The following is a 15,680-nucleotide window of genomic DNA, read 5'->3' on the forward strand; positions in this document are numbered from 1 at the left end:
CTGCTTTTTCAAGCAACCTATCTATTAAAGAGTAAATTCATTGCTTATTAAATTGTATCAGGCATACAATTGTAACTGTGTTTTTTAAATGCTTAACCTGCTAATTATCAAGAAATTAAAACAATCGTATGAATATCTTTCTGCCAAAAGAGATTCAGTCTCATTCATAGATTTACTGTTTGCTTTTTATCACACGTAGGTGCAAGACATATTACCTGAACAATAGTACCAACTTGTCCTAATCAACAGAACGTCAACAATTATTGCCAGCAAATTCAAGGTTAGCATCATCAACAAACCTGTTAGTGACTTACATGTAAGCAAATGATTAACTGCGGTCAGTTTTCGGAAACTTAAACCCTGGAAAGCTGTCCAAAGCAATAAATTTTAAACAAGGAAATATTAAAATGATCAATTCAGCCGGTGCTTCCCCCGTTAATCCTTATCGAGTCCCGGAAGTTAACATCAACGAGACTCAACCTGACCATCTCGTTGATTGTGCTAAAACTATTGTTCAGAACCGCATTCGGCAATTATCCTTTGCACTAATAAATCCTGCTGGCAAACGCAGCACTGCGTTATCCACCGCAAGCCTGGCTTCAGCACTAGGCATGTTGTTAGCCGCCATTGATGATGCTGGCGTGAAGGAAAAAATTCTGGGCATGACAAACCAATCCCTTCGATTAACAACCGCACTGGAAAAAGAAATCCACAAACAACTGGGTCAATTCTGCCTGAATTACACTGTCGAAAAGAACTCACAGAGTTTTATTGTAAACTATTTTGCTTCAGAGGATCACTGTCAGGATAGTAACCTGATTGACCTTTTGTACAAATGCTACAACACAATAAAACTGGAAACCACGGCACATGACAAAGTAGCCGATGTGACTAATACATTCATCAAGTCTATAACCAACGGTCGCATATCCAGCTTGTTCACCCCTGAGGAACGGGATGATGTCAACCTCTCTATGGGTAATATTGTTTGTTTAAACGTGATTTGGGCTGATGCTTTTAATAAATTTAAAACTGCACACTCCGGCTTTCAGTGTGCAGATGGCAAGATAGCCGAAGTCGAAATGATGGAATCTGAACCCATGAATTTAAAATGCGCCTTTACAAAGGACTATGCGGCGATCGCAAAACCATTTAAACACGACACTGAAAAGCTATATTTTGTTGCAATATCACCTATTAAAAGTTCATCAGATGGCATTAGTTATCTTGATACTGAAACACTTCATCAACTGATTGACCAATCACTGGAAGCGAAAGAGCAAAAAATCACCTTAAAACTGCCTAAAATGAAAATAGATAGTACTGACACATCATTACTTAACGAAATTGGCAAGCTCAGTGATATTAAAATAACGGCTGACATGTTATCGAAACTAGGTAAAACCAGGCACGATCATCTGGACATGCGTCAGAAAATTCATGCCATCATTGATGAAGAGGGTGCCGAGGTTGTTTCAACCACAGCCGTTAACAGGAAATACCGGGGGTTTAATTCCAAGTCACCGGAACCATTCAATTTTGACTGCCCCGGCTATATTGCGATTATTGTTAAGGACGATAATGGTAAACATCTGTTGCTTGAATCGATAATCAAGGATGCAAGCTATCTTGTCCCTGCAGAAAGTAAAGAAGTTCAGCCTCCCACCCTGAGTGCCAGATCTGTGCAAACTCATCAGGGGAGCACTGTGGATAATGATTCACTTTTCAGACCTGCAAAAAATGACAATGGAGCTAAATCTTTAAAAAATCCTGAAACGTTACTTCAAGACAATGCGAAACATCACTATCAGAACCTTTTAATATATTCATTAATACAAATAATACTGAACAGCGATAAAAAATTGAACATTTCTGGAGCCTTTTACGACGAAAACAATCAAAAGCTGTTCATTAAGATCCAAGATTTTACTCAAGCTCAAATACTCAACGAGAAAATAATTGAGTTCACCAAAGCAAGTAATTCCGCTGGTTCTGTCAGTGCTGTAGATTTTAATGCTTTTGGAGCAAATAATTTTGGAATCTGCACAGTGGTAAATGAGCCGCTCACTACCCTACTCTTAAAGAAATTGTCTAATCATAAACTCCCATAGCATTAAGAGCATTAAAATGATCAATCACATCCTCATCGATGCGAATGGTCATCTGCTTTTTCAGCTGCTTGGCGTAAGGTTTTTTTCACCCTGACTAAAACCATACTCTTCTCTCATGGCGTCAATCTCGCTGTGCTTATGGTCTGGGCCTGGAAGAAAGCAAAGCAGGTAGATGGGGTGCGTGGTCAGGAGCTGGCTATGAAACCACTTACTCGAGGCAAAGAACTGGCAAGCGATGCAGTCAACTCGGTATCACAGTGTATTCAGGGAGCCAGAGAACGAATGAACGGGCAGACTCCTCCTTAGCGGGAGCCAACTCATGAAATAAGCCAAGTATAGGCTGACAGAGTAACATGGACAAATGTTTTAATCAGCTATCACAACCAGAACAATCCTGCTAATCACTTATCTGTGGCGTAGTTGATTATTTTGCCGCCGTTTACCAACTAACGGCACTGATTCACCGACTTAATTGCCTATCTGACACGGCGCTTCTAACTTTTTATACAGCATGGCAAGTACGTCCCACTTATACATTGCCCATTCTGGTGAAAGCAGGTATTGCCTTTCCCCGGAACCGGTCAGTCGATGGAACAGTAACCCCTCTGGAGCCCGAAGGATCATCTTTGTCAGCACATCCGTATAGGATTCCATGGATAATTCCCGGACCTGCTCTTTACGCCATTGTCGGGCCAGTTGAGTGCCTTTAACGATGTGAAGTGGGTGAATCTTGATGGCATCAACACCTAAAGCAATAACCCGGTCAAAACTTACCAGACTGTCTTCAGGTTCTTCCCCCGGAAGGCCAACTATCAGATGAGTACACAACTTCAGACCATAGCGTTTGGCCCGGATCACTGCATCTTCATAATCGCTAAAGTTATGGCCACGGTTAATGGCTTCAAGCGTAGGATCAAAGCTGGATTGAAGGCCCAGTTCCAGCCAGACCTCATACCCCTGCGCCTGATAATCTGACAACAGTTGTAAAACCGGATCCGGTACACAGTCAGGCCGGGTTCCCACGGCAAGTCCTATCACACCGGGCTGAGCCAGAGCCTCATCATAATAGCGCCTGAGATCTTCCGGAGCACCGTAGGTGTTACTGTAGGACTGAAAATAAGCGATAAACTTTCTGGCACCCGTTCGGTCACTCACCTTTTCCTGAGCCTGTCGGATCTGCTCAGAAATTTCTCCCGCTTTAGTGCTGCCAGGGCTGAAGGACGCGTTATTACAAAACGTACAACCACCAATACCTTTAGTACCATCACGGTTTGGGCAGGTAAACGAAGCATTCACCGAAACTTTGTGTACTTTTTCTCCGTACTTCTGCCGAAGGTAACGGCCAAAAGTATTCACGAAGCGGGTCATGTCCATAGCGAGTTATTTCGTTATCAAAAACGCTACAAAATACCGACAGCCCCCTGTTTAGCCTATAGGGAGTTTAACGCATGACTTAATGGCCAATGCTTAGCCTGAATTTTTTTTCATTTTTTCCAAAGCTTCCTGAACGACGGCACGAGCCTCATTTTGACAGGCATCCATTGCATCAGGGTCATCGGGAGCTACACGCCATTCAATTATTCTTTTTGCCAGTTTCCTTGCCATCACACCGACAAGATCATCCAGATAAGCCTCATCGAACATAGCTAATGGCATAAATCTTAAATGAACTAACAACTGCTCAGGTTTATCAGGTTCTTTCATATGTATGGCAAAATCGCCGGCGTCAGACGTGCTTTGACTGATCGTTAACGTAAAATGCTCACCGCTCATAGTATTCTCCCGGCTGTACTAGTTTCAGTTGTCGGCGGTGATACAGGTGGCTTTACGATCTTCAGACCAGCTGTCAGCTCATTAAGTCAGGAGGCATTATCAAACAAAAAAACCGGGCCTTTCGTCTTTTTATAATCTCTATTCATAATCTAAACTGAACTTTATAAGGACTAAAGCATTAGCGGACAATGCCGCCAGATATGGCGATATTCTCATCAATTATCAGCAGCCAGCTTGCACTGGGCAACGGAGAGCCAGACCATGTCACTTATTACCAATAAGGATATCGAAAACCTACCCTCTGATAACTCGGGCCAGGTAGGTAATGTCAAACCGGTAGATCGTATTGATCCGATGCAATCACAGGAGTTTTCAAACCTGGTAAAAAACAAGGAGGACAATAAGCTTGCTGAAACAGCTGTGGAAGATGGTGAGATTACGCCGGAAGAACTTCAGCGACAGATTCGTGAAAATCTGTTTAAAAACGGCTTCAACAAAGCCCTTGATAAAGCCAGGGAAATAGCCAAAGAACTCAGACAGGGATAACACTCTGCCCCTTTGTCTTTTTTGGGCCAAAGGTAGTTAAAACGCTCCATTAATAGCTACTTAATATAATTAAAAGCTCTCAATATAATTATAGTTAGTGAAGCGATATGGGTGGTCTCTGCGGGTAATCCACACCCGGCAGATGGCGTTGTGCAGTACAGGGATGTGGCCAGCATGTCAATTCAGCCTTCCAACATTTTTCCGCTCAGTCCAGGTGGTGATAATAAGCCACCGCAAAGTGTTTTTTTTTCTGAGTTAAATCAACTGGTTCAAGAAATTATTTACCCCGAGTCCGACACGCTGTTTCCTGTTCTATTCACTAAATTAAATACCAATCTTGAGGCCATCAAAAATGATCAGGATATGATGCGCTGGATTGATATCAAAAACCGTTTGAAGAAATCTGAATCTTTCATTAAAAAAAGCTTCCTCGATCATTTGACCAGCGCAGACAGCGAACAGCCTGCACCACAACAAGAAGGTGTCTTAACTCTTGAATTACTGGACAATTCTGAACTTGACCATCAACTCCTCTGGCTTTCTGCAACCAATAATTTTGAGAGCAGTAACAACTCTGAACGTATTTGCCGAATCAAAAGCAGTCTTGAGAGCACCTATCCACGGCATGACGGTACTTATCCTGCCACCCCGGAGCGTATCTGCGAAAGTTTTGCCATGGCTCTGGAGAGTCTCCACCCGGATCGTGATATTGAACAACAATTATTCCGCTGGTTTGCCAGTCATCTTAATAATGCGGCTGATGAGCTCTGGCTTAAAGTCGACCAGTTAATGATCCATAAAGGGCTGGGACCCAAACATTCATCTCCGGTTGAGCGATTGAAAGCAAAACCAGCCTCCGACCCAACCCATGATCCACTATCCACACCCCGCTCCACAGATCAAACACAACCAGCGCCTCAGCAGAGTTATTATTCAGATATGGGAAACCCTCAGTTTCTGGATAGCTTTGCTGAGAAGCTGGTATCCCGGCTGGAAGACATGCTTGCGGAAGATGAACTCATACCTGTGGCCAAGGCTAACAGGGTCAAGACTATTGATCTGGCCAATGTCCTCAGCTCACTGCAACTGGATGTTCTTGAGCAGCACGTGTCAATAAGAAACCTGCACAACTCAGTCGTAGATGCCCTGGAAATACAAGGCGTTAATTCAAAACTCTCACGCCATCATGAAGACCTCATCAACATGGTCGGCTGGTTGTTTGAGTACATTCTGGATGATCACAACCTGCCTGATGACGTAAAAAAAACCATAGCATTATTGCAAATCCCAATCTTAAAACAGGCGATTCTGAATGATGCTTTTTTAACCGACAAAAAGCACCCGGCCCGTCTCTTACTAAATGACTTGACGTCAGCAGGAATGCTTTATTGCCGGGATCCTCAACTGAGCAAGCATGTTTTGCCACTGATCGAGCATACTGTGCGTACCATTATCTCAGGACACAGTGAAAACCCGGATGTATTTCAGGATTGTCTTGATGATTTTCAAATCCATCTGGATATCATTCTTAAACCAGAGCCTGAGAGTTCGGAAAATCATCCTGCTGCACTCAACGAACAACCGGAAGAGGTTCAGGCAAGAGACTTCGGCGATAGCCATATCGTTGATTTTAAGACAGAAAGTCTCACGGAAGAAGACTCAGAGGAGATAATTCTTTCCTGCGAACAGTCCGGGCTCAGTCTGAAAGATTCGCTCCAGTCTGAACCCGCCCCAGAGGCAACCGCCCCCCCTCAAGAGCTTGAGCTGCTTCCGGATGAACAGATCGAAGTGGCTGATACTCAGGAGCCTCCCCCCTCATTTACCCCGGTCATTATTGATGGACTTCTCCCGGGCCAGTGGGTTGAGTTTATTGGCGAAGGTGACTCACACCGCCTCCGCTGCAAACTTGCCCGGCTCAGTAAAGACCGTCATCGATATATTTTTGTCAACAGCTCGGGGATGCGTGTTGCGGAGCGCTCTGGAAGCGAACTCAAAAAGGAAATTAAAGACGGTTCCGTCTGTATTATGGAAGAGAACCCCGTGTTCGATCGGGCTATCCAGGCTGTTCTTGAGCGATTCAAAAGGCATTTGTAACGCTGCCACGGATTACTAAAGCAAGCAGTGAAAAAGGTGAGAACTTTTCATGCCTGTTTATCGCAACACCGGTAAAGACATCCGTTATGAAGCAGGCTGCTGACTAAAGCACTGGCGTTTAGTGGCGAAAAACTAATTTATCTTTAATTTGTACAGGAAGTTTTTATGATCAATCTGGAAAATTTACATCAAATCACCGACGGTGATGAGGTCCTGCTGGAAGAGTTGTTATCAACATTTTTTCAGAGCACCCGGGAAGACATCCTGAATTTGAAAGCAGCGGTCAACAATCAGCAAACGCCCCTTATTGTCAACTTTGCCCACCGGATTAAAGGTGGTGCTGCAATCGTCGGGGCGGAGCAACTGGCAATACTTGCCGGAGACCTTGAGCAGTCAGGGCAACAAGTGGAACCGGAACGTTATGACCCTCTTTTTCTTGAACTGCAGGATACGTTTAACAGTATCGAAGCCCTATATCCCAAACTATAAAGGCCGCTGACTGGTCAAGCTGAACAGTCGAAAGCCTACCACAACGGCAAACGCCATAAAGGGCGCTTCAAGAACACCACCAATAACCTGTAACCACAGTACATTCTCAGGGCTCATCAATAGATAGCTAATAAGGGATTGTGAGAACAGCAGAGTGAGCAGCAGTACAGTAAAAGGCAATAATAACAGGGACCACTGCTGCTTCGTCTGATTAAAGCTTGCCTGAATAGCCTCCACTGGAGGCTCACCCTTAAGGGCAACCCGAAACTCCACAAACATCAATTTGTACAGCAGATAAAACCCCGGTAGCAGGTAGAGGCTAAACCCAAGCATGACTAATACAAACACGACCAGGTAACTGGTCGCCAACGGAAAATAGATACCCGCCGACTTTATTAAACTGTCATAAAGGCTTAGCTTTTCGCCCTGATCACGACTCTCAATAAAGAAAATCGCTGCCCCCGTGGCCAGCGGTTCTATCAACACTGAAGCAAACAGATCTGCAAACCCGCCACTTATCTCGCTATTGCCAGCAAAAGACTGTTGGAGGTAAAAGCCTGCGATCTCAGAGGGAATAGCAGACAATAGAAACAAAACCGTCAGGCTCAAGCCATAACGAGCAAAAAAGTGTAACGATTGAACAATAGATTGCATGCAAATTTCACCGGTTAACCAACTTACCAGGGAATCACTGATCCATCATAATTGATGAACTGGCCACTGTTTTTCAAAGAAAGTTGATCAATAACCTTGCGAACGCCCCTGATTGATGTTTCCGTATCAATCGGAGCATTAACGCCCCCCATATCCGTCTGAACCCAGCCCGGATGCAAGACACCGACACTGATACCCTTTCCGGCAAGGTCAATGGCCAGACTTTTAGCCACCGCATTCAATGCGGCTTTGGCAGAGCGATAGATATAACTCCCGCCTTTCTGATTGTCCCCCATACTGCCCATTTTACTGGACATCATGATAATTTTTTTCTCATGGCTCTGGGCTACTTTTTCCACCAGCGCCTGCGTAACCATCATCGGGGCCACCGAATTAACCCGCAAAACCTCCATCCATGGGTCAACGGTCACCTCATCATAAGACAGGCCGAAAGGGCCATAAATGCCGGCATTATTGATCAGGATATCAATGGGCTCTTCAATCACATACTGCAGGTTATGGATCATTCCGGGCTGGGTAATGTCCAGGGGAACCAGCTCAAACTGGTAACCAGCACTGCGTTTAAGCTCCAGCAGTTTCTGCGACTGTTCCGGAGAGCGGCAACAACCATAAACCTTGGCACCCAGTGCAAGATATTGACGGCACAGTTCCAGACCCAGCCCTCGGCTAACGCCGGTCACCACCACTATTTTCTGCATGCAGACTCTCCCGGATAAACTGGCAGCTTCCGGTAGAAATAAAGCTGAAGCCGCCGATAAATTATCTTACTCGTAAACAAGACAAAAAACTTACAAAACATTCTATGATGGCAAACCGGGGATGGAAAAGATGCCTCCAAAAATAACTGGCGACAACCAGACGTCTTATATACCTGCACAAGAGAGCCCCTCCCCTGCTAATGACAAAGCCAGTCATAGAGGACGCCAAGTCAGCGAAGCCAAGGCGACTCCCCAATCGGACAGAACCGCTAATGCAACCAGCAATCTGGCCGTTGGCCAACGTCAGGTTGAGTCTTTATCACCGGATCATCTGGAAATGATCAAAGCACTGACAGAACAGGGCCAATGGGGTGGTGTTCTGCCCGCAATTCTTGCTTGTAAAACAACGGGTCAACTGCATGAAGTTCTGGTCGCAATAAAAACAGTCAGTGCTCTGCCCAACGAGATTCAGCAGACAATAACCGATTGCTTTGGGAACCTCTATGCAAAGGAAGCCAGTAATATTCTGACTACAGGACTACTCACACCATGACACTCGAAAACCTGGGCAGTCTCGATCTTATTATGCAAAAGTCCGATGAACATGACAGCCCGCTGGGTTCCATGATCAGAATGGCGGTGGATAGTTTTATCGAGACACACTCACTAACAGCGGTGAATCGTGATCAAATGGTCAATAGCATTACCCAGAAAATTCACGAGCAGATCAATCAAGTGATGTTTGAACAGGAAGAATTACTGACAAAAGACCCGGTATTAGCGGAGAAAATAGCTCAGGCACGCAATCAACGGCGAATCGAGCAAAATTATCTTCAGGAAAAAAGCCAACGCTCTGAAAAAACTTCACCGGGCTAGTTTTCTTATACAAAAAAAGGGGGCTTACTCAGCCCCCCTCATAAAACCTGATCAGACCAGCAATAAAGCAATGGTTGCCAGGCTGAGAATCAACGTACCACCATAACAGGCCACTTTTACCCCAACCCCCGGGTGGAAACCCAGATCGTGAGCACCGTGGTAAATACGGTGAATACAGGCCCAGTAAGAAGGCACCAAAGCCACTATAAGTGCCAGCTTGCCAATCCAGCTCTCCAGAAAGAACGCAGACATTCGCTCATAAGAGAGCGCTTCTGCCGGAATAATTTCCAGAGGCACACCCAGACCAACCACAAAAATAATGGCCGGAAAGAAAAAGGCAATAGTGGTGCCACCAGCCCCAAACAGACTCCACAACAGAGGTTCAATATGGCGTTTATTACTCATGTTCCCTCTCCTATCCCCGTCAAAGTCCCATGGTGGCCGCAGCCAGAATGATGGCAGAAACCACCGCCAGGCCAACGTACATCAATTTGTTAACGACACTGTCTTTTACCATTTTACGAATCTGCTGTGGCAGAACGCGGGGCGTCATATCGAAATAGGTGACGGCATGGTAAATAGTCAGACCCAGGGTAACCACGGTAAACAGAATCATCAACGGGTTGGCCTGGAAGGCAAGCCAGCTATTCCAGGCTGCTTCACCCTTGACCAGCTGCATCAGACCGACAAACAGGTTGATGGCATAGAGACCATCAAATACACAGGAGGATTCCCGGATCATGTACTGGCGGTAGAAGGGATGATCCATATACCAGGTGCGCTTCATGGGACGCACATAGGGGCGACGACTCATCACTTGTCTCCTTTACGTGGCATCAGGAAAGAGAGCGCCCAATCCTGAGAACCCTGCAGTTTGTTCTGGTTGATAGCAGCAGCCGGGTCAACATTCTTTGGACAAACCTCAGAACAGTAACCCACAAAGGTACAGGACCAGACACCATTCTTGCCCTGAATCACTTCAGTACGCTGTTCATAGCCATCATCACGGCTGTCCAGGTTATAACGGTGCCCCAGGGCAATCACCGCAGGACCGGTAAACAGTGGGTTCAAGCCCATCTGTGGACACGCGGAGTAGCAGAGCATGCAGTTAATGCACATGGAGAACTGTTTATAAAGGCCCAGCTGCTGAGGCGTCTGCTTATTCACACCCTCTTCAACCGGCTTCTCCATCGCATTGATGATATACGGTTTCACTGACTCCAGTTTCTTGATGAAGTCTTCAGAGTCAATCACCAGATCCTTTTCAATCGGGAAGTTAGCCAGTGGCTCAACACGAATGGGATTCGGATAGTAATCCCGCAGGAAGGTTTCGCAGCCGAGCTTTGGTGTACCGTTGATCACCATGCCACAGCTGCCACACACCGCCATACGGCAGGACCAGCGGTAAGCCAGGCTGGAATCCAGTTCATCCTTGATATGCTCAAGGGCATCCAGCATGGACCAGGCTTCCACATAAGGAATAGTGAAAGTGCCAAATGTCGGCTTGCCATCGGTTTCCGGGTTATAACGCAGAATCTCGATGGTTATGGTTTTATCACTCATGGGGTCTCCTTACTTCCCTTCACCGTTTTTCTCAGCCGCGTTCTTCTCGGCTGCGGCACCATAAACGCGCTCTTCTGGCTGGAAGCGGGTTACATTCACGTCTTCATATTCCAGACGAGGCTTGGCATCACCGTTATAGAAAGTGACGGAGTGTTTCAGGAAGTTGACATCATCACGGGCTTCAAAGCCATCAATACGCTGGTGCGCACCACGGGACTCCTTACGTTCAACACCACCAATAGCCATACACTCAGCAACCATCAGTGAGCTTTGCAGTTCAAAGGCTTGCAGCAGTTCAGTATTGAAGACCTTGCTCTTGTCTTCCACCTTGACGTTTTTGAAGCGCTCACGCAGTTCGGAGATCTTATCCAGACCGGCCTGCATCTCTTCCCCCACCCGGTAAATACCGAAACTGTCTTCCATGGTTTTCACCATTTCGTGACGCAGGTGCGATGCTTTTTCAGTACCATTGGCATTGCGCAGGCTTTCGATGGCTGCCAGGTGCGCTTTCGCCTGATCCAGCAATTTACGTTCATCAGACATGACGTTCTGGCTGGCAAAATCTGCCGCACTTTCACCGGCGACCTTACCGAAGACCACAGTCTCAGCCAGAGAGTTGGAACCTAGACGGTTGGCACCGTGCATACCGACGCTGGCACATTCACCGGCAGCAAACAGACCGGCCAGATCGGTGGCACAGTTGATGTCCGCTCTGACACCACCCATGGTGTAATGAACCGCAGGACGAACCGGAATTGGCTGATGAACCGGATCAACCCCCAGGTAGTTTTTCGCCAGGGAACAGATCAGTGGCAGACGTTCCATCAGCTTCTGTTCGCCCAGGTGGCGCAGGTCCAGGTGCACCGCATCGCCCAGTGGCGTTTCAATGGTGCGGCCCTTGCGCTGCTCCTGCCAGAAGGCCTGGGAAAGCTTGTCACGTGGGCCCAGTTCCATGTATTTGTTCTTTGGTTGACCAACCGGAGTCTCTGGCCCCAGACCATAATCCTGCAGGTAACGGTAACCATCCTTGTTCAACAGGATACCGCCTTCACCACGGCAACCTTCCGTCATCAATACACCGGAGCCTGGCAGACCGGTTGGGTGGTACTGAACAAACTCCATATCACGCAGCGGTGCGCCAGCACGCAGGGCCATGGCATGGCCGTCACCAGTCACAATGGCACCGTTGGTGTTGAAACGGAAAATACGACCAGAGCCGCCTGTTGCCAGAACCACTGACTTCGCCAGGAATACTTTTGGTTCGCCGGTTTTCACTTCAATGGCAACAACGCCCTGAGCACGGCCATCTTCCATGATCAGGTCAGTGGCAAAATACTCATCGTATCGTTCAATGGATGGGTACCTGGTGGATGTCTGGAACAATGTGTGAAGCATGTGGAAGCCAGATTTGTCCGCAGCAAACCAGGTGCGCTCAATCTTCATACCACCAAAAGCACGAACGTTTACGTCACCGTCATCCTTACGGTTCCAGGGGCAGCCCCAGTGCTCCAGGCGGATCATCTCTTCAGTGGCATGGGACACAAAGTAATCCACCACATCCTGGTCGCAGAGCCAGTCACCACCGGCCACCGTGTCAACAAAGTGGTTTTCCAGAGAGTCATGATCCTGAATGACACCGGCTGAACCGCCTTCTGCAGCCACCGTATGACTCCGCATAGGGTAGACTTTGGAAATCAATGCCACTTTAAGCTCAGGATTTTTTTCGGCAACGGCAATCGCAGCCCGAAGACCGGCACCTCCGGCACCGACAATGGCTACATCAGCCTTTATGACCTGCATACGCAAACCTCTACCGCCGTTCACCACCATCTCCGGGAAGAGTCCCAAATAGAGACAGCCAGCGAACTGGCCAAATTGAATAATGAGAGAAGGGTTAAAAATCTAGAACTGAAGTTTATATAAACCTGAAATTAAAGCCATTGATATAAAACAAAATAAATCAATATTTCGGAAAAACCGTAATTTCAATATAAATCAATAGGATCAACCACTATAAGCAACCGCTTTAATTTTAAGATATGCAGATTTGCTGTTTAATTAACAAAGGTTCACTTTTAATTATCAACTTACGCAAAAAGCCTATAGCCTCGAAATAAATTGAGACACAATGATGATACATCCAAATACAAAACAGGTTGACATCAAAACCGTTCCCCCGGGTGCCCGAAACGGGTTTTCATAGGCCGGTTGCTTTCTTAATACATAGACCATTGCCGTAGGCAGAAGGATAGCCAGAATGGCCAGAGCAACCGCCGCATAACCCAGGGCGGCGACAAAACCATCCGGAAACATAATGGCAATAATGACCGGTGGGATAAAGGTCACCAGGGCGGTCTGAAGCCGATGGATGCGGGTATCCGCCCTTTGTAATAAGTTGGCAAGATAATCAAACAGCCCAAGGGCAACGCCCAACACGGATGTCAATAGCGCCAGATCAGAAAACAGGTACAGAATAGTGTGTACATCTTTATCACTGCTTAATGCTGAGATTAAATAAGCCGTTGCCCCGGTTGACTGACTGATTTGCAGTAATAAGCCTTCGGGCAATACCCCCATCACCGCCACCAGCCACAAGATATAAACCACCAGCGGGATCAGGGTCGCTAACAGAAAAATAAGGGGAATATGCTGCAGCTGCTTCTTTTGATAAATGATAATGCTGGGAATGCCACCATGATAACCGAACGAAGTAAATATCACCGGCAGTGCCGCCAGAACCGATAAATACTCAACCCTCGCCGTATGTATCATGCTCTCATAACGCACCGAAGGTGCCAGTGACATCAGGGCAAGAATAAAAGTAACGATCATCAGGGTGAAAAAGATACGGTTAACAAGATCCACCGCCCGGGTACTGTAATAAACAAAGGCACCGGCAATCAGGGCAAAGAATATCACGCACAGTTGAGAGGAATCTCCGGGAACCACTGATTGAGCGTACTGCGCCAGTAACGACCCGCCCCCGGCAAAGTAGGCGGACATCAATGCGTAAAAAAGCCCGAGAGGGGCAATGGCAGAGAGCACCTTCCCCATCCGCCCTAATGTTCTGCTGGCCATGGTATACAAATTACAGCCAGGTTTGATGGCGACATTGGCCTCAAAGGCATAAAGGGCAGAGATAACCGCAAAGAATGCCGTCACCGCAAAAATAATCATAACCGGCATCAACCCGGTACTGGCTGATACCAGCGGCAAAGCAAGCATGCCCGCACCGATTGCCGTTCCTGACAAAATTAACGCACTGCCAATTACGGTGGAACGACTGGATTCAGACATAAGCAAGTACCTTTACTGAATATAAATTTCAGTGATAAAGATAGGGGAATTTAATAGAGATACCCGCCTGATTATGTCCAGCTGAACAAGGTGAGCCTCAAACGGAGGTAAATACTGCTTATCTCAGCGGCTTCTTCCAACGACAGTTGCCAGAGTACTCTGACAATCTGCTGAGCACTCTCTATTCAGCCTTGTCAGCCATGTCGGCCTCACGGCTGCGTGCAGCTAAAGATTGGAGGCTGTCAAACCGCTTCTGTAATGCCCGTAACTGAACATCAACACTGGCATCAACAACGCCGATTTCACTCTCCATAATACAATCACCGGATGAGAGCCGGGGGTCAGCCACAAGATCAATAAAACCAACGCCTTTATACTCCGCCAGAATGGTATTCAGACGCGCCTGAACAGCACTGTACTGAGCGGATGGCACACGGATGGTGACATGTTTCTCATTTCTGACATGTTGCAGGGCATTTTTAACCAGGCTTATGGCCAACTCTTCCTGATCGAATTCACCAATGATTTTTTTCACCCCGGAAAGCAGGATATTCGCAAGGGTATTTTCAATATCTGAAAGATAATTGATCGTCCTGCTGACCACTTTCAACATGTGATCTGTCTGTTCAGCCTTACTTTCCGCCAAACCTTCCTGATACCCGCGTTTTTTTTCCTGCTCATAGGCCTGGCGGGCTTCCTCAGTAATACCGGCAGCCTGCTCTCGGGCTGCCTTAATAATTTCCTGAGCTTCAAGATAAACAACATAGTCGTCTGCCTTGAGCACTTTGCAGGTTGGATCCAGCTCCAGCTGGACATTATTCAGGATAACAGGTGCCGCCACTGTCGATTCACCTCTTTATGAGTTTTTACCAGTAACTTCACACACTGGGCTTTGTCCAGTCCCCCGGCACCTGGTGAACTCAAGGTCTTTTTCCAGCTGCTGGGCATTTTTAATATCAATCGTTGCCGAAAGGCTCCGGGCAAATCAGAAAACGCCGTGGCAATAACCTGTCGACCATTCAGTTCCAGAAATGCTTTAAATCGATCCAGATGTTTCCAGTCAATGAGTACACCGGGACCATTTTTTTCTGAAGCCCGACTGATAAACTGTGCTTTTCTCACGGTAAAGCGGTAGGCCTCTTCTCCCAGGCATTTCTCCAGCGCCTTACGCTCATCACGACGAATCACTGACCGGACAGTGCCTTCGTTGAGAATCAGCCCGATGTAAAAAGCCAACTGTTCAATTTCTTCGGCACTGGCAAATACTATCCTTTTATCCGGGCGATCAAAGTCATAATCAAACTGCTTGGCGATCCCGAACTTGCTCAGCAGGTAATTTGACAGATTAAATTGTGCAGGCTCACTGGTCTGAAGTGATTTCAGCAATTTGAAATGTTTATCCGATTTAAGCCAGCTTGCATGCACATAACGAACAGGAAAGAAGTTAAACTCAACCATATGATTGAACAGGCTTGTTCCATTATATTCCTGAAAAACATTGTTACTGTTCATTGGTCATTTCACTCCAACCCCATACACTCCACTGAGTCACTATTTA

Annotated in this window: 17 protein-coding genes; 6 read left to right on the top strand and 11 right to left on the bottom strand. The window is 46.6% G+C overall.

Annotated elements, in window-relative coordinates; genetic code table 11:
• The first annotated feature begins 407 nt into the window (after positions 1-407).
• The gene (locus tag J7439_RS01595) at positions 408-2,111 is read left to right on the top strand and encodes a serpin family protein (protein ID WP_209199939.1); all 1,704 of its coding nucleotides are present in this window, start codon (positions 408-410) and stop codon (positions 2,109-2,111) included.
• Between the two features lie 468 nt (positions 2,112-2,579).
• Here the strand turns inward: J7439_RS01595 and mnmL are convergent, their stop codons facing one another.
• Both mnmL and J7439_RS01605 read right to left on the bottom strand, forming a co-directional pair.
• Positions 2,580-3,467, bottom strand: a complete 888-nt coding sequence (gene mnmL / locus J7439_RS01600; protein ID WP_209199940.1) for a tRNA modification radical SAM protein MnmL/YtqA — start codon at positions 3,465-3,467, stop codon at positions 2,580-2,582.
• 111 nt (positions 3,468-3,578) lie between these two features.
• Positions 3,579-3,884: a hypothetical protein gene (locus J7439_RS01605; protein ID WP_163369420.1), complete on the bottom strand. Its 306-nt coding sequence runs from the start codon at positions 3,882-3,884 to the stop codon at positions 3,579-3,581.
• A gap of 261 nt (positions 3,885-4,145) precedes the next feature.
• Here J7439_RS01605 and J7439_RS01610 point away from each other — a divergent pair, with 261 nt between their 5' ends.
• From J7439_RS01610 to J7439_RS01620, 3 genes are all read left to right on the top strand, one after another.
• Positions 4,146-4,430 carry a hypothetical protein gene (locus J7439_RS01610; protein ID WP_163369419.1) on the top strand — a complete coding sequence of 95 codons (285 nt, stop codon included), beginning with the start codon at positions 4,146-4,148 and terminating at the stop codon, positions 4,428-4,430.
• A 174-nt stretch (positions 4,431-4,604) separates the two neighbouring features.
• Entirely contained in the window at positions 4,605-6,524 is a 1,920-nt protein-coding gene (locus tag J7439_RS01615; protein WP_209199941.1) for a DUF1631 family protein, read from the top strand.
• A 165-nt stretch (positions 6,525-6,689) separates the two neighbouring features.
• A complete protein-coding gene (locus J7439_RS01620) occupies positions 6,690-7,013 on the top strand; it encodes an Hpt domain-containing protein (RefSeq protein ID WP_209199942.1) in 324 nt (107 codons plus the stop codon).
• On the opposite strand, the gene J7439_RS01625 is transcribed toward J7439_RS01620, so the two are convergent.
• Together J7439_RS01625 and J7439_RS01630 are read right to left on the bottom strand one after the other, a co-directional pair.
• Complete coding sequence (locus J7439_RS01625) at positions 7,008-7,667, bottom strand: hypothetical protein (RefSeq protein ID WP_209199943.1); 660 nt, start codon at positions 7,665-7,667, stop codon at positions 7,008-7,010. The genes J7439_RS01620 and J7439_RS01625 overlap by 6 nt on opposite strands.
• Positions 7,668-7,690: 23 nt before the next feature.
• Positions 7,691-8,386 (bottom strand): SDR family oxidoreductase, encoded by a 696-nt coding sequence (locus tag J7439_RS01630; RefSeq protein ID WP_209199944.1) that lies wholly within the window; start codon positions 8,384-8,386, stop codon positions 7,691-7,693.
• Positions 8,387-8,516: 130 nt separating this feature from the next.
• Between J7439_RS01630 and J7439_RS01635 the strand changes: the two genes are divergently transcribed.
• Together J7439_RS01635 and J7439_RS01640 are read left to right on the top strand one after the other, a co-directional pair.
• A complete protein-coding gene (locus J7439_RS01635) occupies positions 8,517-8,939 on the top strand; it encodes a hypothetical protein (protein ID WP_209199945.1) in 423 nt (140 codons plus the stop codon).
• Positions 8,936-9,262, top strand: coding sequence for a hypothetical protein (locus tag J7439_RS01640; protein WP_209199946.1), 327 nt, complete (start codon positions 8,936-8,938; stop codon positions 9,260-9,262). Before J7439_RS01635 ends, J7439_RS01640 begins: the two co-directional genes overlap by 4 nt.
• 51 nt (positions 9,263-9,313) lie before the next feature.
• Here the strand turns inward: J7439_RS01640 and frdD are convergent, their stop codons facing one another.
• From frdD to J7439_RS01675, 7 genes are all read right to left on the bottom strand, one after another.
• Positions 9,314-9,667, bottom strand: coding sequence for a fumarate reductase subunit FrdD (gene frdD, locus J7439_RS01645; protein WP_209199947.1), 354 nt, complete (start codon positions 9,665-9,667; stop codon positions 9,314-9,316).
• A 19-nt stretch (positions 9,668-9,686) separates the two neighbouring features.
• Complete coding sequence (locus J7439_RS01650) at positions 9,687-10,076, bottom strand: fumarate reductase subunit C (protein WP_101745957.1); 390 nt, start codon at positions 10,074-10,076, stop codon at positions 9,687-9,689.
• Positions 10,076-10,825 (bottom strand): succinate dehydrogenase/fumarate reductase iron-sulfur subunit, encoded by a 750-nt coding sequence (locus J7439_RS01655; RefSeq protein WP_209199948.1) that lies wholly within the window; start codon positions 10,823-10,825, stop codon positions 10,076-10,078. The genes J7439_RS01650 and J7439_RS01655 overlap by 1 nt, the downstream gene beginning before the upstream one ends.
• Positions 10,826-10,834: 9 nt before the next feature.
• Complete coding sequence (frdA, locus tag J7439_RS01660) at positions 10,835-12,625, bottom strand: fumarate reductase (quinol) flavoprotein subunit (RefSeq protein ID WP_209199949.1); 1,791 nt, start codon at positions 12,623-12,625, stop codon at positions 10,835-10,837.
• 300 nt (positions 12,626-12,925) lie between these two features.
• Positions 12,926-14,122 carry an amino acid permease gene (locus tag J7439_RS01665; RefSeq protein WP_209199950.1) on the bottom strand — a complete coding sequence of 399 codons (1,197 nt, stop codon included), beginning with the start codon at positions 14,120-14,122 and terminating at the stop codon, positions 12,926-12,928.
• Positions 14,123-14,303: 181 nt separating this feature from the next.
• A complete protein-coding gene (locus J7439_RS01670) occupies positions 14,304-14,963 on the bottom strand; it encodes an HrpE/YscL family type III secretion apparatus protein (protein ID WP_209199951.1) in 660 nt (219 codons plus the stop codon).
• The gene (locus tag J7439_RS01675; RefSeq protein WP_209199952.1) at positions 14,942-15,634 is read right to left on the bottom strand and encodes a SctK family type III secretion system sorting platform protein; all 693 of its coding nucleotides are present in this window, start codon (positions 15,632-15,634) and stop codon (positions 14,942-14,944) included. Before J7439_RS01675 ends, J7439_RS01670 begins: the two co-directional genes overlap by 22 nt.
• Positions 15,635-15,680: the final 46 nt, after the last annotated feature.

Source organism: Salinisphaera sp. G21_0 (genome assembly GCF_017744115.1).
GTDB lineage: Bacteria > Pseudomonadota > Gammaproteobacteria > Pseudomonadales > Endozoicomonadaceae > Endozoicomonas.